23 protein-coding genes and 1 pseudogene are annotated in these 26054 nt (G+C 68.2%); 13 read left to right on the top strand and 11 right to left on the bottom strand.

What is annotated here, in order from left to right:
- Window positions 1-40: 40 nt before the first annotated feature.
- From U4Z31_RS28915 to U4Z31_RS28900, 4 genes are all read right to left on the bottom strand, one after another.
- A complete protein-coding gene (locus tag U4Z31_RS28915; protein WP_321812115.1) occupies window positions 41-370 on the bottom strand; it encodes a DUF3579 domain-containing protein in 330 nt (109 codons plus the stop codon).
- 25 nt (window positions 371-395) lie between these two features.
- Window positions 396-1757, bottom strand: a complete 1362-nt coding sequence (locus tag U4Z31_RS28910; RefSeq protein WP_257772660.1) for a sigma-54-dependent transcriptional regulator — start codon at window positions 1755-1757, stop codon at window positions 396-398.
- Window positions 1747-3633, bottom strand: coding sequence for a sensor histidine kinase (locus U4Z31_RS28905; protein ID WP_321812114.1), 1887 nt, complete (start codon window positions 3631-3633; stop codon window positions 1747-1749). Before U4Z31_RS28905 ends, U4Z31_RS28910 begins: the two co-directional genes overlap by 11 nt.
- Before the next feature lie 188 nt (window positions 3634-3821).
- A complete protein-coding gene (locus tag U4Z31_RS28900) occupies window positions 3822-5186 on the bottom strand; it encodes a 2-hydroxycarboxylate transporter family protein (protein ID WP_124523783.1) in 1365 nt (454 codons plus the stop codon).
- Between the two features lie 434 nt (window positions 5187-5620).
- Here U4Z31_RS28900 and U4Z31_RS28895 point away from each other — a divergent pair, with 434 nt between their 5' ends.
- Genes U4Z31_RS28895 through U4Z31_RS28870 form a run of 6 tightly spaced genes read left to right on the top strand, consistent with a single transcriptional unit; the run spans window position 5621 to window position 11852 of the window.
- Window positions 5621-6451, top strand: coding sequence for a MetQ/NlpA family ABC transporter substrate-binding protein (locus tag U4Z31_RS28895; protein WP_124489343.1), 831 nt, complete (start codon window positions 5621-5623; stop codon window positions 6449-6451).
- A 10-nt stretch (window positions 6452-6461) separates the two neighbouring features.
- Window positions 6462-7880 carry an LLM class flavin-dependent oxidoreductase gene (locus U4Z31_RS28890; RefSeq protein ID WP_124530212.1) on the top strand — a complete coding sequence of 473 codons (1419 nt, stop codon included), beginning with the start codon at window positions 6462-6464 and terminating at the stop codon, window positions 7878-7880.
- Between the two features lie 18 nt (window positions 7881-7898).
- Window positions 7899-9098 carry a methionine ABC transporter ATP-binding protein gene (locus U4Z31_RS28885; protein WP_321797696.1) on the top strand — a complete coding sequence of 400 codons (1200 nt, stop codon included), beginning with the start codon at window positions 7899-7901 and terminating at the stop codon, window positions 9096-9098.
- Window positions 9091-9747 (top strand): methionine ABC transporter permease, encoded by a 657-nt coding sequence (locus tag U4Z31_RS28880; protein ID WP_044845749.1) that lies wholly within the window; start codon window positions 9091-9093, stop codon window positions 9745-9747. The genes U4Z31_RS28885 and U4Z31_RS28880 overlap by 8 nt, the downstream gene beginning before the upstream one ends.
- Before the next feature lie 54 nt (window positions 9748-9801).
- On the top strand, window positions 9802-10644 hold the full coding sequence (locus tag U4Z31_RS28875; RefSeq protein WP_321812113.1) for a hypothetical protein: 843 nt from the start codon (window positions 9802-9804) through the stop codon (window positions 10642-10644).
- Window positions 10641-11852: an acyl-CoA dehydrogenase family protein gene (locus U4Z31_RS28870; protein WP_321812112.1), complete on the top strand. Its 1212-nt coding sequence runs from the start codon at window positions 10641-10643 to the stop codon at window positions 11850-11852. Before U4Z31_RS28875 ends, U4Z31_RS28870 begins: the two co-directional genes overlap by 4 nt.
- A gap of 166 nt (window positions 11853-12018) precedes the next feature.
- On the opposite strand, the gene U4Z31_RS28865 is transcribed toward U4Z31_RS28870, so the two are convergent.
- Together U4Z31_RS28865 and U4Z31_RS28860 are read right to left on the bottom strand one after the other, a co-directional pair.
- On the bottom strand, window positions 12019-13047 hold the full coding sequence (locus U4Z31_RS28865) for a hypothetical protein (protein WP_321812111.1): 1029 nt from the start codon (window positions 13045-13047) through the stop codon (window positions 12019-12021).
- Between the two features lie 206 nt (window positions 13048-13253).
- Window positions 13254-13718, bottom strand: coding sequence for an Lrp/AsnC family transcriptional regulator (locus tag U4Z31_RS28860; protein ID WP_044845745.1), 465 nt, complete (start codon window positions 13716-13718; stop codon window positions 13254-13256).
- A gap of 174 nt (window positions 13719-13892) precedes the next feature.
- On the opposite strand from U4Z31_RS28860, the gene U4Z31_RS28855 reads away from it, so the two are divergent.
- Window positions 13893-14519 carry a LysE family translocator gene (locus tag U4Z31_RS28855; protein ID WP_059528415.1) on the top strand — a complete coding sequence of 209 codons (627 nt, stop codon included), beginning with the start codon at window positions 13893-13895 and terminating at the stop codon, window positions 14517-14519.
- A gap of 6 nt (window positions 14520-14525) precedes the next feature.
- Here U4Z31_RS28855 and U4Z31_RS28850 read toward each other — a convergent pair whose 3' ends face one another.
- Both U4Z31_RS28850 and U4Z31_RS28845 read right to left on the bottom strand, forming a co-directional pair.
- A complete protein-coding gene (locus tag U4Z31_RS28850) occupies window positions 14526-15374 on the bottom strand; it encodes a helix-turn-helix transcriptional regulator (RefSeq protein WP_321812110.1) in 849 nt (282 codons plus the stop codon).
- Window positions 15375-15506: 132 nt separating this feature from the next.
- Window positions 15507-15719: pseudogene (locus tag U4Z31_RS28845) on the bottom strand (MFS transporter); the annotation flags it as partial.
- Window positions 15720-15997: 278 nt separating this feature from the next.
- Here U4Z31_RS28845 and U4Z31_RS28840 point away from each other — a divergent pair.
- Together U4Z31_RS28840 and U4Z31_RS28835 are read left to right on the top strand one after the other, a co-directional pair.
- Window positions 15998-17575: an aldehyde dehydrogenase (NADP(+)) gene (locus U4Z31_RS28840; protein ID WP_321812109.1), complete on the top strand. Its 1578-nt coding sequence runs from the start codon at window positions 15998-16000 to the stop codon at window positions 17573-17575.
- A 289-nt stretch (window positions 17576-17864) separates the two neighbouring features.
- Window positions 17865-18419: a hypothetical protein gene (locus tag U4Z31_RS28835; RefSeq protein WP_044845741.1), complete on the top strand. Its 555-nt coding sequence runs from the start codon at window positions 17865-17867 to the stop codon at window positions 18417-18419.
- 119 nt (window positions 18420-18538) lie between these two features.
- Here the strand turns inward: U4Z31_RS28835 and kdgD are convergent, their stop codons facing one another.
- Entirely contained in the window at window positions 18539-19453 is a 915-nt protein-coding gene (gene kdgD / locus U4Z31_RS28830; RefSeq protein ID WP_321812108.1) for a 5-dehydro-4-deoxyglucarate dehydratase, read from the bottom strand.
- Window positions 19454-19686: 233 nt separating this feature from the next.
- On the opposite strand from kdgD, the gene garD reads away from it, so the two are divergent.
- The 4 genes from garD to U4Z31_RS28810 all read left to right on the top strand — a co-directional run bounded on the left by garD (window position 19687) and on the right by U4Z31_RS28810 (window position 23049).
- Complete coding sequence (garD, locus tag U4Z31_RS28825) at window positions 19687-21240, top strand: galactarate dehydratase (RefSeq protein ID WP_044845739.1); 1554 nt, start codon at window positions 19687-19689, stop codon at window positions 21238-21240.
- 219 nt (window positions 21241-21459) lie between these two features.
- A complete protein-coding gene (locus U4Z31_RS28820; RefSeq protein WP_321812107.1) occupies window positions 21460-21852 on the top strand; it encodes a nuclear transport factor 2 family protein in 393 nt (130 codons plus the stop codon).
- A 79-nt stretch (window positions 21853-21931) separates the two neighbouring features.
- Entirely contained in the window at window positions 21932-22387 is a 456-nt protein-coding gene (locus U4Z31_RS28815; protein ID WP_321812106.1) for an RbsD/FucU family protein, read from the top strand.
- A 224-nt stretch (window positions 22388-22611) separates the two neighbouring features.
- Complete coding sequence (locus U4Z31_RS28810; protein ID WP_124497162.1) at window positions 22612-23049, top strand: DoxX family protein; 438 nt, start codon at window positions 22612-22614, stop codon at window positions 23047-23049.
- 125 nt (window positions 23050-23174) lie between these two features.
- On the opposite strand, the gene U4Z31_RS28805 is transcribed toward U4Z31_RS28810, so the two are convergent.
- On the bottom strand, window positions 23175-24485 hold the full coding sequence (locus tag U4Z31_RS28805; protein WP_321812105.1) for an MFS transporter: 1311 nt from the start codon (window positions 24483-24485) through the stop codon (window positions 23175-23177).
- A 321-nt stretch (window positions 24486-24806) separates the two neighbouring features.
- Window positions 24807-25943 (bottom strand): branched-chain amino acid ABC transporter substrate-binding protein, encoded by a 1137-nt coding sequence (locus tag U4Z31_RS28800; RefSeq protein ID WP_044845855.1) that lies wholly within the window; start codon window positions 25941-25943, stop codon window positions 24807-24809.
- Window positions 25944-26054 lie beyond the last annotated feature (111 nt).

Genomic DNA, 26054 nt, shown 5'->3' with positions numbered 1-26054 from the left:
GCGAAAACGGGAGAAAGGGCCGCCGAACGCGACCCGCGCATCACCGCACCGCCAGCGCGGGCGCGGTCTGAAGCTCGACGGGAAGGTCGTTGTCGGCGGCGAACTGCATCGCGAAGTCGAACGCGTCGGCGCATACGTCGCGCAATTCGTCCGACACGAACAGGCATTTGGCGCCGCCGTCGACGACCGGCATCGCGAGCCGCGACAGTGCGCACGGATAGCCGGGCCGCCGCTCGCCGACGAACAGCGTGATGACACCCGCGAGGCGCTCGGGCCAGTCGCTCGGTCGGAAGGTTTTCTGCGCGCGCGTGACGCCGCGGATCAGGTGGCCGGTGATGCGGCCGCGTTCGGTGATGTCAATGCGATCCATGCTGTTCTGCGTATCCTCGTTCGCGTCATTCGCCACCGTCGGCCGCCGCGTCGCCGCGCGCGGGAATCCGCAGGTTGCGCAGCTTGTGATAAAGCGTCTTCTTCGGCATGCCGAGCGCGACGCTCGCGTCCGCCACGTTGCCGTTGTGACGCCGCAGCATGTCTTCGATCAGCATCCGCTCGAAATACGCCATCTGCTCGGCAAGCGTGCCGCCGGCCGCAGGCGCGCCGCCGGACGACAGCAGGCTGTCGCCGGTCAACCCGAGCACGAAGCGATCGGCCACGTTCTGCAATTCGCGCACGTTGCCGGGCCATGCATGCGTCATCAGTTCGGACACCTGCGCAGCCGTGACGACCGGCGCCGGTTGCCCGAAGCGCCGCGCGGCCGCGAGCACGAAATGCTCGAACAGCAGCGGCACGTCCTCGCGCCGCTCGCGCAGCGGCGGCAGCTCGATCTGCGCGACGTTGAGCCGATACAGCAAGTCCGCGCGGAAGCGTCCGTCGGCCGCGAGTTCGGCGAGATCGGCCTTCGATGCGGCCACCACGCGGCAGTCGACCGGAATCAGCTCGTTCGCGCCGAGCCGCTCGACCACGCGCTCCTGCAGCACGCGCAACATCTTGATCTGCAGCGGAATCGGCATCGTCTCGATCTCGTCGAGGAACAGCGTGCCGCCGTGCGCCCATTCGATCTTGCCGATGCGTTTCTTGATCGCGCCGGTGAATGCGCCGGCCTCATGGCCGAACAGCTCGCTCTCGAACACCTGCTCGGGCAGGCCGCCGCAATTCAGCGCGACGAAATGCGCGTCGCGCCGTCCGCCGAAGTCGTGCAGGCTGCGTGCGATCAGTTCCTTGCCGGTGCCCGTCTCGCCGGTGATCAGCACCGACACCGACGTATCGGCGAGGCGCAGGATCTTCTTGCGCACGTCGGCCATCGCGGGCGACTTGCCGAGCACGAACGCCTCAATGCCCTGCCAGTTGTTCAGCGCCGCGCGCAGCCCCTGCACCTCGAGCGTCAGGCGGCGCTTCTCGACCGCGCGCGCGACACGCCCCGCGATCACGTCCGACGAAAACGGCTTCTCGATGAAGTCGTACGCGCCGACCTGCATCGCGCCGACGGCCGTCGAAATGTCCGCATGGCCGCTGATCAGCACGACCGGAATCTGCGCATCGACGGCCATCACGCGTTCGAGCAGCTGCAGCCCGTCGATGCCGGGCATCCGCACGTCCGACACGATCACGACGGGGGCGCCGGGCGCGACGTGCGTGAGCGCGTCGGCGGCCGACGCGAATGCGTCGACCGGGAACCCGGCGAGCGCGACGGCCTGCTCGACGCCGATCCGGACGTTTTCATCGTCCTCGACGACCAGCACGCGAATCTCATCTTCCATGCTCTATCCTCTGTTGCGGCGTCGCCGCCGCGAATTCGATACTGAACTGCGCGCCGCCTTCGTCGCGGTTCGTCGCGGCGATCTTCGCGCCGAACGCCTCGACGATGCGCGACGTGATCGCGAGGCCGAGCCCGAGGCCCTGGCCGCGCGGCTTGGTCGTGACGAACGGCTCGAACAGGTGCGGCAGCACGTCGGGCGCGATGCCCGCGCCGCTGTCGGCCACCGAGAAGCGCACGCGGCCGGCGTCGTCCGGCCCGGCGGCTTCGATCACGATGCGCCGCACCGGCGCGTCGTGCACCGCGTCGAGCGCGTTGCCGAGCAGGTTCACGATCACCTGCTGCAACTGGCTCGATTCCGCGGACACCGTCGTGCCGGGCGCGATGTTCACGTCGAGCTGCACGCCTTCGTCGCGGATCCGCGCATCGTAGATCAGGCGCGCATGCGCGACGGCCTCGTTCAGCGACACCGCGACGCGCTCGACGTCGGGTTTGCGCGCGAAGGTCTTCAGCTCGCCGGTGAGCACGGCCATGCCGTCGACGAGCTTGCCGATCCGTTCGAGATTCGCATACGCCGGCGCCGGCTGGCCGCGCTCGAAGAACGTGCGCGCGTTGTCGCACAGCGTGCGGATCGCGACGAGCGGCTGGTTCAGCTCGTGCGTGAGGCCGGCGGCCATCTGCCCGAGCACCGCGAGCTTGCCCGCGTGCACGACTTCCTGTTGTGAATCGCGCAGCCGCTGCTCGGTGCGCTCGCGCTCGACGATCTCGCGCTGCATCCGCTCGTTCGCCGCCGTCAGCGCGGCCGTGCGTTGCGCGACGGTCAGCTCGAGCCGGTCGTTCGCGCGGCGCAGCGCATCCTGCGCGTTCAGCCGCGCGACGATCGCCCGGCGCCGCTGGATCGCGTAGCCGGCCAGCAGCGCGGCGATCAGGAACGCGCCGGTGACGAACGCGAACGCGGTCTGCTGCTGGCGCCGCGCGCCGGCGATGTCGAGCAGCACCATCAGCGAATCGCCGGCCTGCGGCGCGGGCCGCGACATCACGAGATAGCGCGTGCTGCGGCCGGCGTGACGCGGATCGGGGAACGTGCCGAACCATGCGGCGGCGCTGCGGTCGCCGAGGTGGCGGTAGGGCAGCATGTCGACCGTGCGGCCCGCGTATTGCCGCGACGCCTGGATGTCGCGCTGCTGCTGCGCGGTGATCGGGCGCAGCGCGGTGAACTTCCACGCCGGCTCGGTCGAGATCACGACCACGCCGTTGCCGTCGACCACCATCGCGGCGACGCCCGGCGCGCGCCACGCGGATTCGAGCGGGTCGACGCTGATCTTCACGGCCGCCGCGCCGATCGGCACGCCACCGTCGCGCACCGCGCTCGCGAAATAGACGCCCGGCACGCCGGTGTTGGTGCCGATCCCGAAGAAGCGGCCGCTGCCGTGCGCCAGGGCATCCTTGAAGTACGGCCGGTACGACACGTTGGTGCCGACGAAGCTGATCGTCTCGTTCCAGTTGCTGGCGGCGATCACTTCGCCCTGCAGGTCGATCACGTCGACGGCGCCGCTGCCCGCGTCGCGGTTCACGGCTTCGAGATACGTGTCCACCGTGTGCGCGAGCGCGGGCCGGTCTTGCGGCGCGGCCCGCAGCAGCGCGCGCACGCCGTCTTGCCGGGCGACCAGGCCGGGCAGGATCTCGAAGCGGCCGAGTTCGCTCTTGAGGCTCGACGCGTACAGGTCGAGCCGGTGCGCGCCGGTTTCCTCGAGCGCGTCGATCGCGCGTTCCCACGCGAAATCGACCGCCGCGCCCGCCACGCCGACATACAGCACGGCGGCCGACGCCCAGCCCCACCACGGGATTCCCTTGAAGCTCTTCTGCACGTTCGCCCTCATCGATGCCCGCAACCGGTCGTCCGCAACCGGTCGTCCGCAACCGGCCGTCCGAGACCGGCCGTCCGAGACCGGCCGTCCGCAACTCCGGCCGTCCCAAACGCCCCGCCACAACGACGCGCGCCGCGCGCCGGCAAGGCCGGCGGCGGCGCGTGCGAAGCAGCCTGCGCGACGGTGCGCGCAGCGGCGCGTCATCCGAAGTGCGCGACCAGGATCAGCGTCACGGTGACGACGATCGCGCCGCCGATGCGCGTGGCGATCTGCGCGAACGGCATCAGCTGCATCCGGTTCGCGGCGGTCAGGATCGCGACGTCGCCGGTGCCGCCTTGCCCGCTGTGGCAGGCGTTCACGATTGCGGTGTCGATAGGGTACATCTTCAGCAGGCGGCCGACCACGAAACCGGTGCCCATCAGCGTCGCGACGGTCGACACGATCGTGACGACGTTGACGATCGTGAAGGCGGCGGTCAGCTTGTCCCACGGCGTCATCGCGACGCCGATCGCGAACAGCAGCGGGTACGTGACGGCGGTCGAGAAGAACTTGTAGACGACGAACGCGCCTTCCTGCAGCGGCGGCGACACCGCGCGCGCGAGCTTCACCAGCACCGCGAGGAACAGCATCGCGACCGGTGCGGGCAGGCCGAACAGCTTGTGCGCCATCAGGCCGACGAGGTACAGCGTGATCGCCGTGATGCCGGCGCCCGCGATGTGCGTGACGTCGACGTGGCCGCGGATTTCCTCGCTTTCCGGCGTCATGTCGCCGCTTTCGCCGACCTGCAGGCGACCGTTGCCGGTCAGGTGCGGCAGGCGCTTGCCGAGCATGTCGAGCGCGCCCGACAGGATGATCGCGGTCAGGCTGCCGAGCATCACCGGCGGCAGCACCATCGCGAACATCTCGCCCTGCGGCAGGTGCATCAGTTCCGAATAGCCGATCGACAGCGGAATCGCACCTTCGCCGACGCCGCCCGCCATGATCGGCACGACGATGTACAGCAGCGTGTGGCGCGCGCCGAGGCCGAGCGCGGTGCCGACCGCCGTGCCGACGATCGCGGCCGCGACCGAACCGGCGGCGAGCGGAATGAAGATCTTCACGAAGCCCTGGATCAGCACGCGCCGGTCCATGCTCAGGATGCTGCCGACGATGATCGACGCGATGAACAGGTACAGGAAGTTGGTCGACTTCGTGAACTCGACGGTGAGGTTCAGCACCGGCTTCGGCAGCACGTGGTAGTAGGTGAGCGCCGACGGCACGAAGGTCGCGAAGATCGCGGCCGCGCCGATGTTGCGCAAGAGCGGCAGGCGCTTGCCGAGTTCCGCGCAGGTGAAGCCGAAGAACGCGAGCACGGCGATCGCCATCGAGATCTCGCCGGGCACCTTGCCCGTCACCGCGAAGCCGACGATCAGCCCGAACAGGATCACGTAGACCGGCAGCGGGATGATGCCGATGCGGATTTCCATCAGCTTCCACCAGCCTTCCGGCCAGAAGCGTGTGCGCGTGGCGGGACCGGCTTCGGCAAGTGCCTCCGGACGGGATTGGGTGGGGATTGAGGTCTGCAAGACGTGTCTCCTGATGTTTGGAATGCCCGCATTGCTACGCGGCATCGTGTGGCGTCTATTAATGCAACCCCCGTGCCAAGCATTCCGGCCTGCCGGAATATTTTTAGGGCATTGATTTATAAGGATTTTGTTTCGTCTGCGGAAAGGGTGGCAACACCCGGCTGGCCGAGATTTCGGAATTCGCCCGGCGGGCAGGCCGAGATTTCGGCCCGATGGCCGGCGGGGCGGCCGCCCGCGCATCGGACGCGCGCCCTGGCGCCATATCGCCGCACGCGATTTTCTTCGCACAATCGCTTCGTAGACCGCCTTCCTGCCACTCTCTATCATCGGCTGATCTTTTTCCGATGTGACGACGACTGTCCGGAGAACGCCCGCGCGTTCGCCGCGGCGCCGCTCATCCGTCGATACCGTCTTTGGACAGGAGAGTGGTTCCCATGCTGCATGCCGTTTTTTCCGCCCGCTTTTCCTCCGGCCGCGTGGCCCGCCTGCTGGCAGCCGCGCTGCTCGGCGTCCTGATGCTGAACGGCGCCCGTGCCGACACCGCGCCGCTGAAGGTCGGCATCTCGACGAGCCCGCAGATCGACGCGCTGAAGATTGCCGCGAAGGAGGCGAAGGAGCAGGGCCTCGACGTGAAGATCGTCGAGTTCACCGACTGGAATACGCCGAACGCGGCGCTCGCGAACAAGGACATCGACGTCAACTATTTCCAGCACATCCCGTTTCTCGAGAACGCGAAGAAGCAGGGCGGTTACAACTTCGTGTCGATCGCGCCGGGCACGATCATGAAGATCGGCCTCTACTCGAAGAAGGTGAAGCGCTTCGACGAGCTGAAGGACGGCGCGCGTGTCGCGATCGCGAACGATCCGGTGAACGGCGGGCGCGGGCTGCTGCTGCTGCAGCGCGCGGGCCTCATCACGCTGAAGCCGGGCGCCGACTACCGCGCGACGACGCACGACATCGTGTCCAACCCGAAGCACCTGAAGATCATCCCGCTCGAAGCGTCGCAGCTCGCGCGCTCGCTCGACGACGTCGACCTCGCGCAGGGCTATCCGAGCTTCATCAAGCTCGCCGGCACGACCGACCCGAACAGCGCGCTGCTGTTCGACGGCACCGAGAACAAGAACTTCGCGATCCAGTGGGTCGTGCGGCCCGAGAGCGTGAACGACGCGCGCATCCGCAAGTTCATCGCGATCTACCAGCATTCGCCGGCGGTGCGCCGTGCGCTCGACAACGCATTCGGCTCGCTGTACGCGATCGCGTGGTGACGGAGGCGACATGACGACGGCGAACCGCAAGAAGATCCTGCTCAACGCGTTCAACATGAACTGCGTCGGGCACATCAACCACGGGTTGTGGACGCATCCGCGCGACCGCTCCGCGCACTACACCGATCTGGACTACTGGGCCGATCTCGCGAGGACGCTCGAACGCGGCAAGTTCGACGGGATCTTTCTCGCGGACATCGTCGGCGTGTACGACGTGTTCGGCGGCGGCCCGGACGCCGCGCTGCGCGAATCGGTGCAGGTGCCCGTCAACGATCCGCTGCTGCTCGTGCCCGCGATGGCGCAGGTCACGCAACATCTCGGCTTCGGCGTGACCGCGAACCTGACCTACGAGCCGCCTTACCTGTTCGCGCGCCGCATGTCGACGCTCGATCACCTGACGAAGGGGCGCATCGGCTGGAACATCGTGACCGGCTATCTCGACAGCGCCGCGCGCGGGATGGGCCTCGCACAGCAGATCGGCCACGACGACCGCTACGAACGCGCGGACGACTACATGGACGTCGTCTACAAGCTGTGGGAACAGAGCTGGGACGACGACGCGGTGATCCGCGACGCGCAGGCGCGCGTGTTCGCGCAGCCGGGCAAGGTGCGGCGCGTGAAGCACGACGGGCCGTTCTATTCGGTCGACGCGATCCACCTGAGCGAGCCGTCGCTGCAGCGCACGCCGGTGCTGTACCAGGCCGGCTCGTCCGCGCGCGGCGTCGAGTTCGCGGGGCGGCATGCGGAGTGCGTGTTCGTGAACGGGCAGAGCAAGGCCGCGGCGCGCGCGGCGGCGCTCGACATCCGCGCGGCCGCCGCGCGGCAGGGGCGCGATCCCGCATCGATCAAGATTTTCGCGGGCGTGAGCGTCGTGACCGCCGAAACCGAGCGGCTCGCGCGCGAGAAGTTCGACGAATACCGGCGCTATGCGAGCCCGGAAGCCGGCCTCGCGCATTTCGCGAGCTCGACCGGCATCGATTTCGCGAAGTACGGCCTCGACGAGCCGATTTCGTACGTGAAGACCGACTCGATCCAGTCGGCCGTCGACGCGATCTCGCGCAAGAGCACGACCGGCACGTGGACCGTGCGCCGGATGCTCGAACAGATGTCGCTCGGCGGCCGCTATGCGCCGATCGTCGGCTCGCCGTCGCAGGTCGCTGACGAACTGCAGTCGTGGATCGACGAGACGGGCATCGACGGTTTCAACCTGACGCGCACCGTGATGCCCGAGTCGTTCGAGGATTTCGTCGACTGGGTCGTGCCCGAGCTGCAGAACCGCGGCATCTACAAGGAAGACTACGATCCCGCGCCGACGCTGCGCGAGAAGCTGTTCGGCGCCGGCGCGCGGCTGCCCGCGTGGCACACGGGCGCACAGCACCGGCCGGCCGCCGTGCCGGCGCCCGAACCCAAGCATCCCGCGCATGCGTGAACGTGACGGAGCGAAGCGATGACGCAATTGTTCGATACGCTGGGTTTCATCGAGGCATCGGCCGTGCGGGCCGGTGCGGGTGCGGACGTGCATGACGCGCATGATTCGCGTAACGCGGCGGCCGCGCGGGCCGACGGTGCCGCCGCCGTGTCGTTCGCACACGTCGGCAAGGTGTTCGCGACGCCGCGCGGCCAGGCCGCCGCGCTGCGCGACGTGACGCTCGACGTGCGGCGCGGCGAGGTGTTCGGCATCATCGGCCGCAGCGGTGCCGGCAAGTCGACGCTGCTGCGGCTCGTGAACGGCCTCGAACGTCCGAGTTCGGGCAGCGTGCGCGTGCAGGGCGTCGACGTCGGCGCGCTCGACGAGGACGGGCTCGTCGCGCTGCGGCGTCGCACCGGCATGGTGTTCCAGCATTTCAACCTGCTGTCGGCGAAGACGGTGTTCGAGAACGTCGCGCTGCCGCTGAAGATCGCCGGCGTGCCGAAGGCCGAGCGCACGCGCAAGGCCGAGGCGCTGCTCGATCTCGTCGGGCTGGCCGCGAAACGCGACGCGTATCCGGCGAGCCTGTCGGGCGGCCAGAAGCAGCGCGTCGGCATCGCGCGGGCGCTGGTGCACGACCCGGAGGTGCTGCTGTGCGACGAGGCGACGTCGGCGCTCGACCCCGAGACGACGCAATCGATCCTCGCGCTGCTCGCCGACATCAACCGCCGCCTCGGACTGACGATCGTGCTGATCACGCACGAGATGGAAGTGATCCGCGCGGTGTGCGACACGGTCGCGGTGATCGAACAGGGCGAGGTCGTCGAAACGGGCCCGGTGTGGCGCGTGTTCGGCGATCCGCGTCACGGCGCGACGCGCGCCCTGCTCAGCACGCTCGTGCACGACCTGCCGGCCGAACTGGCCGCGCGCGTGCAGCCGTTGCCCGAGCTGGCCGCGCTGCCCGACGGCGCGCAAGTCGTGCTGGACGTCCGTTATACGGGCGAAAGCGGCGGCGAGCCGGACGTCGGCGCGCTCGCGGCGGCGCTCGGCGGCTCGGTGCGCTTCCTGCACGGCGGGATCGAGCGCATTCAGGGGCATGCGCAAGGGCGCCTCGTGATCGCGGCGTCGCCGCGCGCGGACGACGCCGGCCACCCGCCGGCACGCGGCGGCGCGGTCGCCGCATTGCTCGAACGCGCGCGCCGCCACGCGAATCATGCGGAGGTGCTCGGCTATGTTTGAACTCTGGTGGCCCGAACTGCTCGACGCGATCCGCGACACGCTATCGATGGTCGCCGCGTCGGCCGCGATCGCCGCGCTGATCGGCATCCCGCTCGCGGTGATCCTGGTGACGACCGCGCCCGGCGGCATTTACGCGCGGCGTGGCCTGAACGCGGTGCTCGGCGCGCTCGTCAACGTGTTCCGCTCGACACCGTTCATCATCCTGCTCGTCGCGCTGCTGCCGTTCACGCGCGTGCTGATCGGCACGACGATCGGCGTGTGGGCGGCCGTCGTGCCGCTGTCGATCGCGGCGATTCCATTCTTCGCGCGGATTGCGGAAGTGAGCCTGCGCGAAGTCGATCGCGGGCTGATCGAGGCCGCGCTCGCGATGGGCGCAAAACGCCGCCACATCGTGTGGCACGTGCTGTTGCCGGAGGCGTTGCCCGGCATGCTCGGTGGTTTCACGATCACCGTCGTCGCGCTGATCGGCTCGACCGCGATGGCGGGCGCAGTCGGCGCGGGCGGGCTCGGCGATCTCGCGATCCGTTATGGCTATCAGCGTTTCGACACCACCGTCATGGTGACCGTGATCGTGATCCTGATCGCACTCGTTTCGGCCGTGCAAATCACGGGCGACCGCCTGGTCCGACGCGTGACCCGGCGTACCTGAGCGGCGCCACGAGCGCCGGCTCTTTTCATTGAAGACCCTGAGAGAACGATACCCATGACCTTGCCCATCGGCGCGCCGCGCGAATGGAACGGACAATTCGAGGAAGCCCTGTTTCTGGACGTCGCACGACGCCATCGCCCCGGCTTCCCTGACAAACTGGCGACGCCGCCGCGCGAGCCGCACGGCGCGGACGAGCTCGCCGCCGTCGCCGACTACTACACGAAGATGGCGTCGCACGACCTGTTCATCGTGCAGGTCGTCGCGAAGGCGATCGACACGCTGTTTCGCGATGACCCGCATTTCCAGCTGATCCTGTCGCGCCAGCTCGGCGACGACGGCGCGCACGCGGTGATCGGGCGCGAGCGCGTGACCGAACTGACGGGCCGCGATCCGCTGCCGGAGGTCGAGCGGCTCGTCGCCGCGCACTGGGAACGCATCGGCGACATCGCGGTGCGCGACGTCGCGGGCTTTCTCGCGTTCGAATGGCATTACGAGCTGCACATCCTCGCGAAGCTGTGGATCCAGCGCAAGACCGGCCGCATCGCCGACGGCGCGATGCGCGAGCACGGCGAGAACCGGATCCGTCCGGACGAGGAGTGGCATCGCGTGCAGATCGTCCAGTGGTGGTTCGACACGTTGAACGCGCTGCCGCCCGCCGAGCGCGACGCGCTGGTCGACCGCGTGATCGCGGCCGACGAGGAAACCCAGGCGCGGCTCGATGGTTATCTGCATGACGAATACGCGCACACCGCGCACGTGTTCGGTGCGGATATCGCCGAATACCGCGCGATCTACGACGACTGGCGGCGCGAGATCCTGTCGCGGCTGACCGGTCGCCGGCTCGGCGCGCTGGTGCCGTTGTCGGGCGAAATCGTTGCACAGGAAGCCGTCGCATGAACGATCCCCGCGGCCCGGCGACGCTGGCGCCGGAAACCGACGCACGCGCGCTCGACGCCGATGCGCTGGCGCGTGCGATCGACGCGCTGCGTGCGACGGCTGCCGAGCGCGACCGCGCGGGCGGTCACGCGGCCGACGAAAAGCAGCGGCTCGCCGACGCGGGCCTGCTGACGCTCGCGGTGCCGCGCGAATTCGGCGGACAGGAAGCCGAGTGGCCGGCGATCTACGACACGATCCGGCGGATCGCGCGCGTCGACAGCGCGCTCGCGCATCTGGTCGGGTTCCAGATCCTGCAGGTGGTGAGCGTCGACGTGTGGGGCAGCGCGGCGCAGCGCGAACGCTATCTGCGCGGCACGGTCGAGCATCGCTGGTGGTGGGGCAATGCGGTCAACCCGCTCGACACGCGGCTCGCGGCGACCGCGACGCCGGACGGCGGCTACCGGCTCGACGGCGTGAAGGGCTTCTGTTCGGGCACGCGCGGCTCGCAGCGGATGACCGTGTCCGCGCACGATCCGGAAACGGGCCGCGCCGTGTTCGGCGTGGTGCCGACCGATCGTGACGGGATCACGGTCAACGAGGACTGGGATCCGATCGGCCAGCGCCAGACCGACAGCGGCAGCGTGCGCTTCGACGGCGTGACGCTCGCGCCGGACGAGGTGCTGCACCGCTCCGAGACACCGCCGACGCCGCGCGCGACGCTGCGCACGCTGGTGTCGCAGCTCGTGCTGACGAACCTGTTCGTCGGGCTCGCGGAAGGCGCGCTGGCCGAGGCGCGCGACTACGTGCTGAAGCACGGCCGGCCGTGGATCAATGCGGGCGTCGCGCAGGCGAGCGACGATCCCTATACGCTGCAGCGCTTCGGCGACATGCGCGTGCAGGCGGTCGCGGCGGCGGCGCTCGCCGACCGCGCGGCCGTCGCGTTGCAGCGCGCATGGTCGCGGCATGACGCGCTGACGGCCGACGAACGGGCCGAGGTGGCACTCGCCGTGTCGGACGCGAAGATCGTCGCGCAGCGCGCGGCGCTCGAGAACGGCGAGGCGCTGTTCGACACGTGCGGCGCACGTGCGACGGCCGCATCGCTCGGCCTCGACCGCTTCTGGCGCAACGCGCGTACGCATACGCTGCACGATCCGCTCGACTATCGGCTGCGCGACGTCGGCCGGTTCGCGCTGACGGGGGAATTGCCGCAGGCGTCGCTTTATACGTAGCGTCGGCAAACCGTCCGGCGTCGCCATGCCGCTCGGTGTGGCTTGCCGGCGATAGCCGACGCCCGCGCCCGCGTCCTTGCGGGACTTCGGCATTTCTGCGCGAACCGTGCAATCACCATTCCGCTGCGCTCGCACCCGGCCGCCAGCCGGTGATGGCGCAGCGCATTCAGTCGGTACGACCCGGGAAGATCGCGTAAACCTTCCCCGAAGGCGCCTGTACGACCGACGCACCATCGGCGATCGGTCCCGTGTTTTTGTCGACCGCGTGCTGGCGCCCGGGTGTCCTGAAGCGCCACGCACCGGGGTAGTCTTCGCGCAGCCCGCGCACGCCGAACGCGACTTCGGTGCCGGCCGGATAGGTGAGGTTACCGACGCTCGCCGCACGCGCCAGCGTCGCGTAGTCGAACGCGAGAACGTTGCGTTCCCGATCGAGTCGCAGTTCGGGGTGACGCAGCGGTAGCGATGACAATTCGAACACGTCGTCTTCCGCGACCCTGATCTCCCAATAGTCGTTGTCGCGCATGCCGTCCCCATAGGTGGTGGTGCTTCTCATGACGCGCGACCCGGCGGGTACGACACCGCCGGCCACGCGATTGCCGTCGGCCAGGTGGCATGACCAGAGCGTCCTGTTCCGCGCATCGTTGCGCAGCACGATCTTCAGCGGCGCTTTCGAACCGCAGGTCCAACCATCGATCGTCCGGGGCCCGGTGGTGGTGAGCGTCAGTGCGGTGAGGGTGGCGAGGTCCCGGTCGTTGCGCGGCGCTTCATCGTCGAATTCCGTCCCGACCGTCAGCGCGACGGCCGCAATGCCGTAGACATCGACCGCGTGCGGAAACTCGGCTTTCTCGATCGAGTTCATGTCGCCGGCAGTCGAGAGCGACAGCCGCGTGCCGGGCGGCATGTCGATGCCCAGCAGACGCTCGCTCTTCACGAGCGCGGGATGCTTCGCGGCCTCTTCCTTTCTGATGTTCGCCTCGGCCTGCAGCCCGATCGCCACCATCGCGACGACGAAGCTGCTCGTCACGCACAGGGCGGCGAAGATGGCGGTGGAGCGTCGCCGATATGCACGAAACGATCGCCGTACAGGCGGAAACAGCACCAGCGCAACGATCCAGAGCACGACTGAGACGGCCGCCAGAAACGAAATGCCGAGAACGATGAAGAAGGTGCCGGAGAAAATCGGAGCGGGAATCATGAGACAGGCGAACGACCGAGCGGAATCATTGTTGGAATGGCCGCGGTAGACCGGGGCGTGCCGGCATCGTCAAGTGAAGGGTGCCGCCGCCGGCGTGGCCCGGGTGGCGAACGACATTTCAGGATCTTGTACGAACGGACGTCATTGTAGTGTTCTGGCGCCTGATCCGAAGACAGCGGTGCGCACACCGTTGTCTTTTCGCCTGCCTAGATCGGCAGACGCACCGTCTGCTTGATGCGCTTCAGCGGAATCTCGGTTTCGACGTTGCGTACGCCTTCGATCTGCGTGAGCGTCTCCATCTGAAAGCGCTGATAGTCGTCGAGATCCTTCGCGATGACGCGCAGCAGATAGTCGTAGCTGCCGGCCATCAGATGGCATTCGAGCACTTCCGGCGCCTGCTCCATCTCGCGCGCGAAGCGCTCGACGGTCGTCTTGTCCTGGCGTTCCAGCGTGACGCGCACGAAGGCCGTGAACCGCAGCTCGACGGCCGCCGGGTTCAGCAGGGCGACGTACGCGTCGATCACGCCCTGTTCCTCCAGCAGGTGAACGCGGCGCAGGCAGGGCGTGGGCGAGAGGCCGGCCTGCTGCGCGAGTTCGGCGTTCGTCTGGTTCGAGTTCCGTTGCAGCGCACGCAGAATGCGCCGATCGATGGCATCCAGCTTGATTGGCATTTTTGACTACCGATGAAGTCGATATTGGAGAATAACGCCAAATCGTGCCTCGAAAGTAGCCGACTTCGCAGCCATTCTCCACGGCAAGTTGCCGATAATCCGATGACTGCCCGGCTCATCGGACGCGCGCGATTCCCGCCCGTCCCGCCTGGCGCCGCTTTCAGGAGAGTTCCGATGCCGCACGTAGCCTGGTTGCCGTTCATGGCCACTTCCCTTCTGATCATTCTGACGCCGGGCCAGGACATGGTGCTCGTGATGTCGCGCACGTTATCCGGCGGCACGCGGGCGGGCCTCGTGACCGCGGCGGGCGTCAGCGTCGGGCTGCTCGTGCATACGATGCTCGCGACGCTCGGGCTGGGTGCGCTTCTTCAGGCATCCGAATGGCTGTTCACTGCATTGAAGATGATCGGCGCGCTGTATCTGCTGTACCTCGGCATCACGCTGCTGCGGTCGTCGGGCGAGCTGACGCTCGCGAGCGGTCGCGACGCGCCGGCGTCCGGGTTGCGCACGTTCGCGCAAGGCGCGCTGTCCAACGTGTCGAATCCGAAGGTCGCGCTGTTTTATCTCGCGTTCCTGCCGCAGTTCGTCCCCGCGGGCGCCGCGCATCCGATGCTGTCGCTGTTCGTGCTCGGCACGACGTTTGCCGGCCTGACGTTTCTCGTCAAGGGGCCGGTCGCGCTGTTCGCCGGCCTGCTGTCGACGTCGATCCGGCGCAATCCGCGCATCCTGACCCGCATGCACCGGGTGAGCGGCGCGGTCCTGCTCGGGTTGGGCGTGAAGCTGGCGTTCGAGCGTCGTTGACGATGCTCACTGCGCCGGCAACGCGTCCGCCAGCGCGCGCATCGCGTCCGCAGTCTCTGGATTCGCAGGGAAAAACGCCTCGATCGCGAGCTCCGACAGCGTGACGTCGACCGGCGTGCCGAACACCGTCGTCGTGCTGAAGAACGTCAGTTCGCCGGCTGCCGTGCGCAGCCGCAGCGGCACCGCGATGTCCGCGTAGTCGGCGCGTGCCTGCGTGTCGGCGGGCTGGCCGGCCGGTGCCGGATAGGTCGCGAGTTCGTCGCGCAGCGCATGCAGCGTGCGGTCGCCGCTCGCGTCGATCTGCCGTTGCAGCCGGTGCAGGATATGCGCGCGCCACTCGTGCCAGTTGACGATCCGCGGCGCGAGGCCGTCAGGATGCAGGCTCAGCCGCAGCACGTTGACGGGCGGCCGCAGGAGCGCCGGATCGGCCTGCGCGACCAGCGCGCCGAGCATCCGGTTCGCGGCGAGCAGCGTCCAGTGGCGATCCACGGCGAGCGCGGGGTAGGGCTCGTGGCCGCGCAGCACGGCTTCGACCGCCTGGCGCGCCGCATCGAGCTGCGGATCGGAGAACGGCCGCTCGCGAAACAGCGGCGCATAGCCGGCCGCGACGAGCAGCGCATTGCGCTCGCGCAGCGGCACGTCGAGGCGCTCGGCGAGATGCAGCACCATCTCCCGGCTCGGCTGCGCACGCCCCGATTCGACGAAGCTCAGGTGCCGCGCGGACACCTCGGCCTCCAGCGCGAGCGCCATCTGGCTCAGGCGGCGGCGTTGACGCCAGGTGCGCAGCAGCGAGCCGATGCCGGATGCGCGGCCGGCGGACGGGGGCAGCGATTGGAGGGTGGCGGTCGAGTTCATGACGAAGATGATAGGCAATCCCGCGCGCGCCGGGCATTACCTGCGAGGTAAGCATTCCGGATCGGTGTGCAGCGCCGATGCTGCCCGCTGCCTGCGCCCGATGGGCAACTCGATCGACGAATCGGGGAACCGGCCGCTCGGCCGTTGCGCGAGCACGTACGCCCGGCTGAGCGCTGGGAAGATCCGGCCCGTCGTCACCGGATCATGCCGAACACCTTGCGGATCGGCATGCCGGTGACCGACGGCGTCGCGTGGTCCGCATCGTTGAGCGTCGTGACGACGGACAGCGGCGCCCGGATCCAGTAGCGCACGGCGGTGCGGCGCGCGCGCTGCGGCGAGTTTGATCGGAAGATCTCTAGAGGTGCGCCGATTGCGTGCTTAATATATGTCGTCGTATGACATGGGCCAAAAATTACCTGCAACGAGGGCGCGCGGACACCTCGGGTTTTCCCTTCGGACGGCCGAGGGAGAGGCAAGAATTTCCTGCTTGTGCCGCATGGATAAGGGTTTGCGGCCTGCGGTCGAGTAACTGTGGAGCGACAGGAATATCGCCATGTCATCAGCAGACATCATATCTGTTGGGCTACAATGAGCGAACCATTCCCGAACCACGGAGCACACCCATGCAACTGACTGGAGAGATGCTGATCGGCGCCGACGCGGTGGCCGGCTCGGCCGGTACCCTGCGCGCGTTCGACCCGACGAAGGGCGCGCCGATCGATGCGCCGGCCTTCGGCGTCGCGACGCAGGCCGATGTCGAGCGCGCGTGCGAACTCGCGCGCGACGCCTTCGACGCGTATCGCACGCAGCCGCTCGCGGCCCGCGCGGCGTTTCTCGAGGCGATCGCCGACGAAATCGTCGCGCTCGGCGACGCGCTGATCGAACGCGCGCACGCCGAAACGGGCCTGCCCGTCGCGCGGCTGCAGGGCGAGCGCGGCCGCACCGTCGGCCAGCTCCGGCTGTTCGCGCGCGTCGTGCGCGACGGGCGCTTCCTCGCCGCGTCGATCGACCCCGCGCAGCCCGCGCGCACGCCGCTGCCGCGCTCGGACCTGCGGCTGCAGAAGGTCGGGCTCGGGCCCGTCGCCGTGTTCGGCGCGAGCAACTTCCCGCTCGCGTTCTCGGTGGCCGGCGGCGATACCGCGTCGGCACTCGCGGCCGGCTGCCCGGTGATCGTGAAGGCCCATGAGGCGCACCTCGGCACGTCCGAGCTGGTCGGCCGCGCGATCCGCGCGGCGGTGGCGAAATGCGGGATGCCGGCCGGCGTGTTCTCGCTGCTGATCGGCCCCGGCCGCGTGATCGGCGCGGCGCTCGTCAGCCATCCGGCGATCCAGGCCGTCGGCTTCACCGGGTCGCGGCAGGGCGGCATGGCGCTCGTGCAGCTCGCGAACGCGCGCCCGCAACCGATTCCCGTCTATGCGGAAATGAGCAGCATCAACCCGGTCGTGCTGTTTCCGGCCGCGCTGGCCGCGCGCGGCGACGCGATCGCGACCGGCTTCGTCGATTCGCTGACGCTCGGCACCGGCCAGTTCTGCACGAACCCGGGTCTCGTGCTGGCGGTCGACGGCCCCGATCTCGATCGCTTCGAGTCCGTCGCCGCACAGGCGCTCGCGAAGAAGCCGGCCGGCGTGATGCTGACGCGCGGCATCGCGGACGCGTATCGCAACGGCCGCGGCAAGCTGGCCGAACTGCCGGGCGTGCGCGAAATCGGCGCGGGCGAGGCGGCGCAGACCGAATGCCAGGCAGGCGGCGCGCTGTACGAAGTCGCCGCGCAGGCGTTCCTGGCCGAACCGGCGTTCGGCCACGAGGTGTTCGGGCCGGCGTCGCTGATCGTGCGCTGCCGCGATCTCGACGAAGTCGCGCGCGTGCTCGACGCACTCGAGGGCCAGCTGACGGCCACGCTGCAACTGGACGCCGACGACAAGCCGCTCGCGCGCCGCCTGCTGCCGATCCTCGAACGCAAGGCCGGGCGCCTGCTCGTCAACGGCTACCCGACCGGCGTCGAGGTGTGCGATGCGATGGTCCACGGCGGGCCGTTCCCGGCGACGTCGAACCCGGCCGTCACGTCGGTCGGCACGACCGCGATCGACCGTTTCCTGCGGCCCGTGTGCTATCAGGACTTCCCGGACGACCTGCTGCCCGAAGGGCTGCAGGAACGCAATCCGCTCGACATTCCGCGGCTGCGGGACGGGAAGGCGGAGTGATGGCGCAGGACGACTGAAGGCCGCGTCCCGGGAGGGGCGCGTTCCGGCAAGGTTGAAACAAGGCGGCGCACGGTGCCCACGGGTACCCCGCCGCCTTCTTGATGGAGGGCCGGTTTTGCTCGATTAGAGAGCGGGGGGCATCGAATGATGCTTCTCATGATGCGCCGCCTTGACGAGATGGATGGCGGCTTCCACGCCGCCGGAATTTCTCCTACATTAGCGAGGCCTCGGACCCGCCGGTCCGCAGGCGAGCCTGAGAGACCGACAAAAACCAACAAGGAGCCCTCCGATGAATATCAGCAAGCGTGGCGACCACCTGTTCGCGGCCGGATTGTGGAAAGCGATCGGCGACGTCGCGAAATCGGTGCGCACCCAGATCGGCGAGACCAGCGAAGGGCGCGTACTGGCCAATGCGCTGTTCGAATTGCAGCGCGACCTGGGCGGCAGTGAATTCGACGTGACGATCAATCAGGGGCGGCCCGTCACCGGCGCCGATCCGCATTCGCTCGGGTTCGGCCAGGCCGTCAAGCGGTTCCGGCTGGACATGGAGGCGCTGGTGTTTGCGCTGAAGCATCGCCGCAGCATCGACGAGCGCGATCCGGGCCTGCGCACCGAGGCGCTGATGCAGGCCAACAGCCAGCTCGCGACCGCGAAACAGTATGCGACGCTCACGCTCGGCCGATTTTTCGATGCGGTCGTGGATCCCGACGTGCTGGATCAGATTCTTGCCGACGATCCGAACACGCGCTTCCGGCGATCGGCGGCCGGCACCGATATCGCCGCGACCCGTCTCAGGCTCGGCAGCCTGCGCTACCGGATCGTCGGGACCATCGCACAGATGTAATGAAAACGGCCGGCCCGCGAAGCACGGGGCGGCCGTCGAAAGGGGGAGCGCCGGGCGGAACCGCCGGTCCCGCGCGGGCCGGCACGCACTGGATCGCGTGCCGTTGGTCAGCCCGCCGCTTACTGCGGGCCCATCTTCTTGATCAGCACGTCGAGTTCGGCCATTTCGGCGTCGGTGAGGTCGACGAGCGGCGCGCGCACCGGGCCGGCGTCGTGGCCGACGAGCTTCGCGCCCGCCTTCACGATGCTGACCGCGTAGCCCGCGCGACGGTTGCGGATCTTCAGGTACGGCAGGAAGAACTCGTCGAGCAGGCGGCCGACCGTTGCGTGGTCGTCCTTCGCGATCGCTTCGTAGAATGCCATCGCCGTCTTCGGGATGAAGTTGAACACGGCCGACGAGTACACCGGCACGCCGAGCGCCTTGTACGCGGCCGCGTAGACTTCGGCCGTCGGCAGGCCGCCGAGGTACGCGAAGCGGTCGCCGAGGCGGCGGCGGATCGTGACCATGCTCTCGATTTCGCCGACGCCGTCCTTGAAGCCGATCAGGTTCGGGCAACGATCGGCGAGGCGCTCGAGCATGTCGGCATTCAGCTTCGAATTCGCGCGGTTGTACACCACGACGCCGATCTTCAGCGCGCGGCACACCTGCTCGACGTGCTCGGCGATGCCTTCCTGGCTGGCTTCGGTCAGGTAGTGCGGCATCAGCAGCACGCCGCTCGCGCCGAGGCGCTCGGCTTCCTGCGCGTATTCGATCGCGACGCGCGTCGCGCCGCCGGCGCCGGCCAGGATCGGCACCTTGCCCTTGCAGGTTTCCGTCGCGACGCGGATCACGTCCGAATACTCGTGCTGCGTGAGCGAGAAGAATTCACCGGTGCCGCCGGCCGCGAACAGCGCGGTCGCGCCATACGGCGCCAGCCATTCCAGACGCTCGGCATAGGTGGCCGGGCGGAAGCTGCCGTCCGCGTCGAAATCCGTCAGCGGAAACGACAGCAGGCCGTGGGAAATGATCTGTTTGAGTTCTTGCGGTGAAGTCATGGTTGGGTCGTCCGTCCAGCGCGAGTGCTGATGGGTTCGTCGGGTACGGCATCCGGGCCATATTGGCGATGTCGTTGTATGTCATCGTACAACGCAAGGAGGGGCGGCGCAAGCGGTTTGCTGGCTGGCGGAAGGTAGGGTCTTTCCGGATAAGGGTTTACGCAGCATCGCGGCTTGGTGTTGAATGTCATATGATGACTAACGATTTGACCGGTAGCCTCCCAGGAATTCCGATGACTGCTTCCCCGCTTTATATCCGCGTGCATCCGGACGACAACGTCGCGATCGTCGTCAACGACGGCGGCCTGCCCGAGGGCGCGACGTTCGCCGACGGCCTGACGCTGCGCGAAGGCGTGCCGCAAGGGCACAAGGTCGCGCTGGTCGACCTCGCGGCCGGCGATCCGATCGTCCGCTACAACGTCGTGATCGGCTACGCGCTCGCCGAGCTGCGCCGCGGCAGTTGGGTCAACGAGCGCACGATGCGCATGCCCGAGCCGCCGGGGCTCGACGACCTGCCGCTCGCCACGCGTGCCGCGCCGCCGCTGGCGCCGCTCGAGGGCTATACGTTCGAGGGCTTCCGCAATGCCGACGGCTCGGTCGGCACGCGCAACATCCTCGCGATCACGACGACCGTGCAATGCGTGTCGGGCGTCGTCGAGCATGCGGTGAAGCGGATCAAGGACGAACTGCTGCCGCGTTACCCGAACGTCGACGACGTGGTCGGGCTCGAGCACACATACGGCTGCGGCGTCGCGATCGATGCGCCCGATGCCGACATTCCGATCCGCACGCTGCGCAACATCAGCCTGAATCCGAACTTCGGCGGCGAGGTGATGACGGTGAGCCTCGGCTGCGAGAAGCTGCAGCCCGAGCGCCTGCTGCCGCCGGGCTCGATTCCGGTGGCGGCCGACGGCGCGCCGGACAACGGCGGCGTCGTGTGCCTGCAGGACGCCGCGCACGTCGGCTTCAACTCGATGATCGACTCGATCATGAAGATGGCCGAATCGCATCTCGAGCGGCTGAACCGCCGCCGTCGAGAAACCTGCCCGGCGTCGGATCTCGTCGTCGGCGTGCAGTGCGGCGGCAGCGACGCGTTCTCGGGGCTCACCGCGAACCCGGCGGTCGGTTTCGCGGCCGACCTGCTCGTGCGGGCGGGCGCCACGATCATGTTCTCGGAGGTGACCGAAGTGCGCGACGGCGTCGCGCAGCTCACGTCGCGCGCGGCGAACGAGGACGTCGCCCGCGAGATCATCCGCGAGATGGACTGGTACGACCGCTACCTGCAGCGCGGCCGCGTCGACCGCAGTGCGAACACGACGCCCGGCAACAAGAAGGGCGGCCTGTCGAACATCGTCGAGAAGGCGATGGGCTCGATCGTGAAGTCGGGCAGCGCGCCGATCGCCGGCGTCGTGCGTCCCGGCGACCGGGCGCGGCAGAAGGGGCTGCTGTACGCGGCGACGCCCGCGAGCGACTTCATCTGCGGCACGCTGCAGCTCGCGGCGGGGATGAACCTGCACGTTTTCACGACGGGGCGCGGCACGCCGTACGGCCTCGCGCAGGTGCCGGTGATCAAGGTCGCGACGCGCAGCGATCTCGCGCGCCGCTGGCACGACCTGATGGATCTCGACGCGGGGCAGATCGCGACCGGCGCGGCGTCGATCGAGGACGTGGGCTGGGAACTGTTCCGGCTGATGCTCGACGTCGCGAGCGGCAAGCGTCGCACGTGGGCCGAGCAATGGAAGCTCGCGAATGCGCTGACGCTGTTCAATCCGGCACCGGTGACCTGACGCGCGCGGTTGCAACGGCAGACGATGCGGGCGCCTTCGGGCGCCCGTTTTTGATGGCGGCGGCGGGTTCGCGGTTCGGCGCATGCATGCTTTCCGCGGCCGGCACGAATTCCTTACCTCGCACGTAATCGACCGTCCACGCGAGGCCGGCGACGATGGCGGCACGCGAACACGAAACGTTTGCGACATCGTCCCCCCATCGACACAAGGAGCCTCGCCATGAACACCGCCCAATCCGCCCAGTCGGCTCACGCCGACCTGATCGACCGCTATTTCGATGCCTGGAACGAGCCCGACGTCGCACGCCGGCGCGCGCTGATCGATGCGACCTACGCGAGCGATGCGGCCTATCGCGATCCGCTGATGGCCGGCGACGGCCATGCGGGCATCGATACGATGATCGCCGCGGTGCAGGAGCGCTTCCCCGCGTATCGCTTTCGCCGCACGACCGACGTCGACGGGTTCGGCGAGCACCTGCGCTTCTCGTGGGCGCTCGTGTCGCCCGACGGCGCGGCGGTCGTGAAGGGTTCGGACTTCGGCACCGTCGATGCGTCGGGCCGCCTGAAGTCGGTCACGGGTTTCATCGACGAAATGCCGGCCGCGGCGTCGTGATGCGAGCGACGCATGCCCGGTGCCGGCCGGGATCGGGTAACGTTATGCGATTCGTTCCCGATCCCGGAGCCTTTCCCACATGTTGAAGAATCTCGATCCGCTGTTGCACGCCGACATCCTGCACGCGCTGCGCGCGATGGGCCACGGCGATGAACTGGTGATCTGCGATGCGAATTTTCCGGCGGAATCCGTCGCCGGGCACACGGTGGTCGGCCGCGCGCTGCGCATCGACGGCGCCGACTCGGCGCGCGTCGCGCGCGCGGTGCTGTCGGTGCTGCCGCTCGACACGTTCGTCGACACACCCGCGTGGCGGATGGAAGTCGTCGGCGATCCGGCCGCGGTGCCGCCCGTGCAGCGCGAAGTGCAGGCCGAGGTCGATCGCGCGGAAGGGCGCGCGCTGCCGCTCACGGGCGTCGACCGTTTCGCGTTCTACGAGCGCGCCCAGCAGGCGTATGCGGTGATCGTCACCGGCGAGTCGCGCGGCTACGGCTGTTTCATCTTCAAGAAAGGCGTGCTGTTGAGCGACGCCGGTTAGGGCCTGTTCCGTTATTTATCCGCCAAGGCCGAACGCCGTGTTTCGCGGTGCCGCGCGCCTGCATGACCGCCGCGGTGTAAAGATTTGCTACAACCTTTTTCTTGGACGCCGCGGAAAGACCCTCTATGCTGGCCCATTTGCCGCCGGCCCGGCAGGGCCGCGCGACCCCGAACCGCACGGGCACGCCCCGTGCGGACGGCCGAATTGCATACGAGGAGAGAGGCATGACGCGTTCCGTCGATTCCGGCGTCATTTTTTTCGCGCGCCTGGCGCTGGCGGCGTTGTTCTTGTGGGGCGGCGTGATGAAGCTGCTCGGCTACAGCGATTTCATCGGCTATCTGCATGGGCTGAACGTGCCCTATCCGCAGGTGATGGGGCCGGTCGTCGTCACGATCGAAGCGCTCGGCGGCCTGCTGCTGATCGTCGGCTACAAGGTGAAGCCGCTCGCGTTGCTGATGGCGTTCTATACGATCGCGACCGCGATGGTCGGACACAATTTCTGGGACGCGACGGACGCCGCGGTCCAGCACGACATGGTGATCCACTTCTGGAAGAACGTCGCGATCGCCGGCGGTTTCCTGCTGCTCTTCGTGACCGGCGCCGGCGGCGCAAGCATCGACGCGTTGCGCCGGCCGAGTTCGTCGTACGGCGCGCTGCGCTGAATTGAACCCGGTTGAACGGCGCGACGCGCGCACGTCGCCGCGTTGAAGCCAAACAAAAGGGCCGAATCCCGCACGCCGCGGGATTCGGCCCTTTGTTCATCCGGCCGGCGCGTACGCGCCGACGTTCAGCGCGTGTCCTTCGGGTCCTTCGCATCCTTCGAGAACTGCACGGCGATCGCGCCGAGCACGCAGATCGCCGCGACGTACACGACCGGCGCGAGCGGATTCGACTTCATCATCAGCGACACGATCACCGGCGTGAGGCCGCCGAAGATCGCATACGCGACGTTGTACGAGAACGAGATGCCCGAGAAGCGCACGACGGGCGGGAAGCTCTTGACCATCACGAACGGCACCGCGCCGATCGTGCCGACCATGAAGCCGGCGATCCCGTAGTACAGCGGCAGCGTCGACGCGTCGGCCGCGACCTGCGCGAACAGCAGGTAATAGCACGCGGCCAGCACGAGGCCGCCGATGCCGAGCACGCGCTTCGCGCCGATCCAGCCCGCGAGCGAGCCGGCGGTGATGCAGCCGGCGGTAAGGCACAGCGTCGCGACGCTGTTCGCGAACAGCGTGGTCGCGGGCGTCAGGTGAAACTGCTTCTGCAGCAGCACGGGCGTCATCAGGATCACGACGACGATCGCCGCCGACAGCATCCACGTGAGCAGCATCGACACGATCACCGCGCGGCCGTGGTCGCGCAGCACGGCCTTCAGTGGAATCTCGGCCGCGAGCGCCTTCTTCGCCTTCATCTCGGCGAACACCGGCGTCTCGTGCAGCCAGCGGCGCAGGTACACGGAGAACAGGCCGAACACACCGCCGAGCAGGAACGGAATGCGCCACGCGAACGCGGTGACTTCGGCGCCCGAGTAACGGCTGTTGATGCCCGCGGCGACCAGCGAGCCGAGCAGGATGCCGGCCGTGAGGCCCGCGGTCAGCGTGCCGCACGCATAGCCGATGTGGCGCGACGGCACGTGTTCCGACACGAACACCCATGCGCCCGGCACTTCGCCGCCGACCGCCGCGCCCTGCAGCACGCGGAACAGCAGCAGCAACACCGGCGCGAGGATGCCGATCGAGTCGTAGGTCGGCAGCAGGCCCATCAGCAGCGTCGGCACCGACATCATCAGCACGCTCAGCGTAAACATCCGCTTGCGGCCGAACAGGTCGCCGAAGTGCGCCATGATCACGCCGCCGAGCGGGCGCGCGAGATAGCCGGCCGCGAAGATGCCGAACGTCTGCAACTGGCGCAGCCAGTCGGGAATGTCGTGCGGGAAGAACAGCTGCCCGATCGCGGGTGCGAAGAACACGAAGATGATGAAGTCGTAGAACTCGAGGGCGCCGCCGAGTGCGGCAAGGCCAAGGGTCTTGTAGTCGCTGCGCGTGAGCGCGCGTTCGGCGGCGCGAGGCACGCCGCTCAATTCGGAAGCTTGCATGGTCAGGACGATCGGTTTTCGAATGTAGTTGTCGGTGCTGCGTCTCCAGAACCCGCTATCGGCATGGACTGGCAAGGCGCGGCCTGCGTCGTCGAGCGTGCGTCGAGTGCCGGATGGGGCATGTGACACGCACCGTCGCACCGGGATGGGGCACGACGCAGACGAAGCGTCAAAGCGGGTGGGGGGATTCTACAGGAGCGCGAAATGCGCGCGCGCGGGGCCGCGCCGAGGCATGCTTCGAACTTCGTCGAGCCCGAAACGCACGCGGCGCGGCAGGCGGGAGAACCGCTTGCCGCGCCGCGCGTGACAGGGTCTGCGCGATCAGTTGCCGGCGATCGTGTCGACCGGCTTGAACGCGCCGTGCTCGACCTTGTAGATCGTCACCGGCGCATCCTTCAGGTCACCCTTCGCGTCGTACGCGATGCTCGGGGCCGACACGCCCTTGATCGACACCTTGCCGAGATACGGCGTATAGACCTTCGGGTCGGTCGAGTTCGCGTCCTTCATCGCGGTGAGCAGCGCGATCGTGCCGTCGTACGAGTAGGGCGAATAGGTGATCACGTCTTCGTTGAAGCGTGCCTTGTAGCGCGATGCGTAGCCGGCGAAGCCCGGCATCTTTTCCTTCGGCAGCCCGCCCATGTAGACGATCGCGCCTTCGGCCGCGTCGCCGCCGACCTTCAGGAACGTCGGCGAGCGCGACATCTCGCCGGTCACGAAGGCGGACTTCATCCCGAGCTGGCGCATCTTGCGGATCATCGGCGACGACTGCGCATCGCCGCCGCCGTAGAAGATCGCGTCCGGGTTGATGCCCTTCAGGTTGGTCAGGATCGCGGAGAAGTCGAGCGCCTTGTCGTTCGTGAAGTCGCGCTTGACGATCGTGCCGCCCGCGGCCTGCACGGCCTTCGCGAATTCGTCGGCGATGCCCTGGCCGTAGGCCGTGCGGTCGTCGATGATCGCGATGCGCTTGAAGTGCAGCGTCTTCACCGCATACGTGCCGACGATGCGGCCGGCCTGCGCGTCGCTCGTCAGCAGCCGGTAGGTCGTCTTGTAGCCGCGCGCCGTGTATTGCGGCGACGTCGCCATCGAGATCTGCGGCAGCCCCGCGCGATCGTACAGGTCGGACGCCGGAATGCTCGTGCCCGAGTTGAAGTGGCCGATGACCCCGCGGACGTTGTCGTCGATCAGCCGCTGCGCGACCGTCGTGCCGGTGCGCGGGTCGGCCTGGTCGTCCTGCGAGTCGAGCTGGAACGTGACCGGCTTGCCGCCGATCGTCGGATTCGTCGCGTTGAAATCGGCGATCGCGAGTTGCACGCCCTTCTGCATGTCCGAGCCGTAGTTCGACTGCGGCCCCGTCAGCGGTGCGGCGAAACCGATCTTGACGACGTCGGCGGCGATGGCGTGTGCGCCCGACAGTGCGCAGGCAGCAGCCAGCGCGACGTGCGATACCTTCAGCTTCACTTTCACTTCCCCTTGATGGCATGGTTGGGCCGCCGCCGGCCAGCCGGCCGGCGCGGTAAACTGGGCGAGACGTATCGGGTTGCAGGCCTTTCCGAAAGCCGTGCGGGGTGT

It is taken from the genome of Burkholderia sp. BCC1985 (assembly GCF_905339915.1).
In the GTDB taxonomy this organism is placed as follows: domain Bacteria; phylum Pseudomonadota; class Gammaproteobacteria; order Burkholderiales; family Burkholderiaceae; genus Burkholderia.
The sequence above is the reverse complement of the archived record's forward strand: the minus strand, read 5'-3'. Positions and strand labels throughout refer to the sequence as shown.

Excerpts from the sequence above, each read along its gene's own strand:
- U4Z31_RS28815 (WP_321812106.1), top strand. The coding sequence starts at position 21,932 with ATGTTGAAGAATCTCGATCCGCTGTTGCACGCCGACATCCTGCACGCG.
- U4Z31_RS28850 (WP_321812110.1), bottom strand. The coding sequence starts at position 15,374 with ATGAACTCGACCGCCACCCTCCAATCGCTGCCCCCGTCCGCCGGCCGC.
- U4Z31_RS28885 (WP_321797696.1), top strand. The coding sequence starts at position 7,899 with ATGACGCAATTGTTCGATACGCTGGGTTTCATCGAGGCATCGGCCGTG.
- U4Z31_RS28905 (WP_321812114.1), bottom strand. The coding sequence starts at position 3,633 with ATGAGGGCGAACGTGCAGAAGAGCTTCAAGGGAATCCCGTGGTGGGGC.
- U4Z31_RS28865 (WP_321812111.1), bottom strand. The coding sequence starts at position 13,047 with ATGATTCCCGCTCCGATTTTCTCCGGCACCTTCTTCATCGTTCTCGGC.
- U4Z31_RS28820 (WP_321812107.1), top strand. The coding sequence starts at position 21,460 with ATGAACACCGCCCAATCCGCCCAGTCGGCTCACGCCGACCTGATCGAC.
- U4Z31_RS28875 (WP_321812113.1), top strand. The coding sequence starts at position 9,802 with ATGACCTTGCCCATCGGCGCGCCGCGCGAATGGAACGGACAATTCGAG.
- garD (WP_044845739.1), top strand. The coding sequence starts at position 19,687 with ATGACTGCTTCCCCGCTTTATATCCGCGTGCATCCGGACGACAACGTC.
- kdgD (WP_321812108.1), bottom strand. The coding sequence starts at position 19,453 with ATGACTTCACCGCAAGAACTCAAACAGATCATTTCCCACGGCCTGCTG.
- U4Z31_RS28915 (WP_321812115.1), bottom strand. The coding sequence starts at position 370 with ATGGATCGCATTGACATCACCGAACGCGGCCGCATCACCGGCCACCTG.
- U4Z31_RS28890 (WP_124530212.1), top strand. The coding sequence starts at position 6,462 with ATGACGACGGCGAACCGCAAGAAGATCCTGCTCAACGCGTTCAACATG.
- U4Z31_RS28805 (WP_321812105.1), bottom strand. The coding sequence starts at position 24,485 with ATGCAAGCTTCCGAATTGAGCGGCGTGCCTCGCGCCGCCGAACGCGCG.
- U4Z31_RS28895 (WP_124489343.1), top strand. The coding sequence starts at position 5,621 with ATGCTGCATGCCGTTTTTTCCGCCCGCTTTTCCTCCGGCCGCGTGGCC.
- U4Z31_RS28810 (WP_124497162.1), top strand. The coding sequence starts at position 22,612 with ATGACGCGTTCCGTCGATTCCGGCGTCATTTTTTTCGCGCGCCTGGCG.
- U4Z31_RS28860 (WP_044845745.1), bottom strand. The coding sequence starts at position 13,718 with ATGCCAATCAAGCTGGATGCCATCGATCGGCGCATTCTGCGTGCGCTG.
- U4Z31_RS28855 (WP_059528415.1), top strand. The coding sequence starts at position 13,893 with ATGCCGCACGTAGCCTGGTTGCCGTTCATGGCCACTTCCCTTCTGATC.
- U4Z31_RS28835 (WP_044845741.1), top strand. The coding sequence starts at position 17,865 with ATGAATATCAGCAAGCGTGGCGACCACCTGTTCGCGGCCGGATTGTGG.
- U4Z31_RS28880 (WP_044845749.1), top strand. The coding sequence starts at position 9,091 with ATGTTTGAACTCTGGTGGCCCGAACTGCTCGACGCGATCCGCGACACG.
- U4Z31_RS28870 (WP_321812112.1), top strand. The coding sequence starts at position 10,641 with ATGAACGATCCCCGCGGCCCGGCGACGCTGGCGCCGGAAACCGACGCA.
- U4Z31_RS28840 (WP_321812109.1), top strand. The coding sequence starts at position 15,998 with ATGCAACTGACTGGAGAGATGCTGATCGGCGCCGACGCGGTGGCCGGC.
- U4Z31_RS28910 (WP_257772660.1), bottom strand. The coding sequence starts at position 1,757 with ATGGAAGATGAGATTCGCGTGCTGGTCGTCGAGGACGATGAAAACGTC.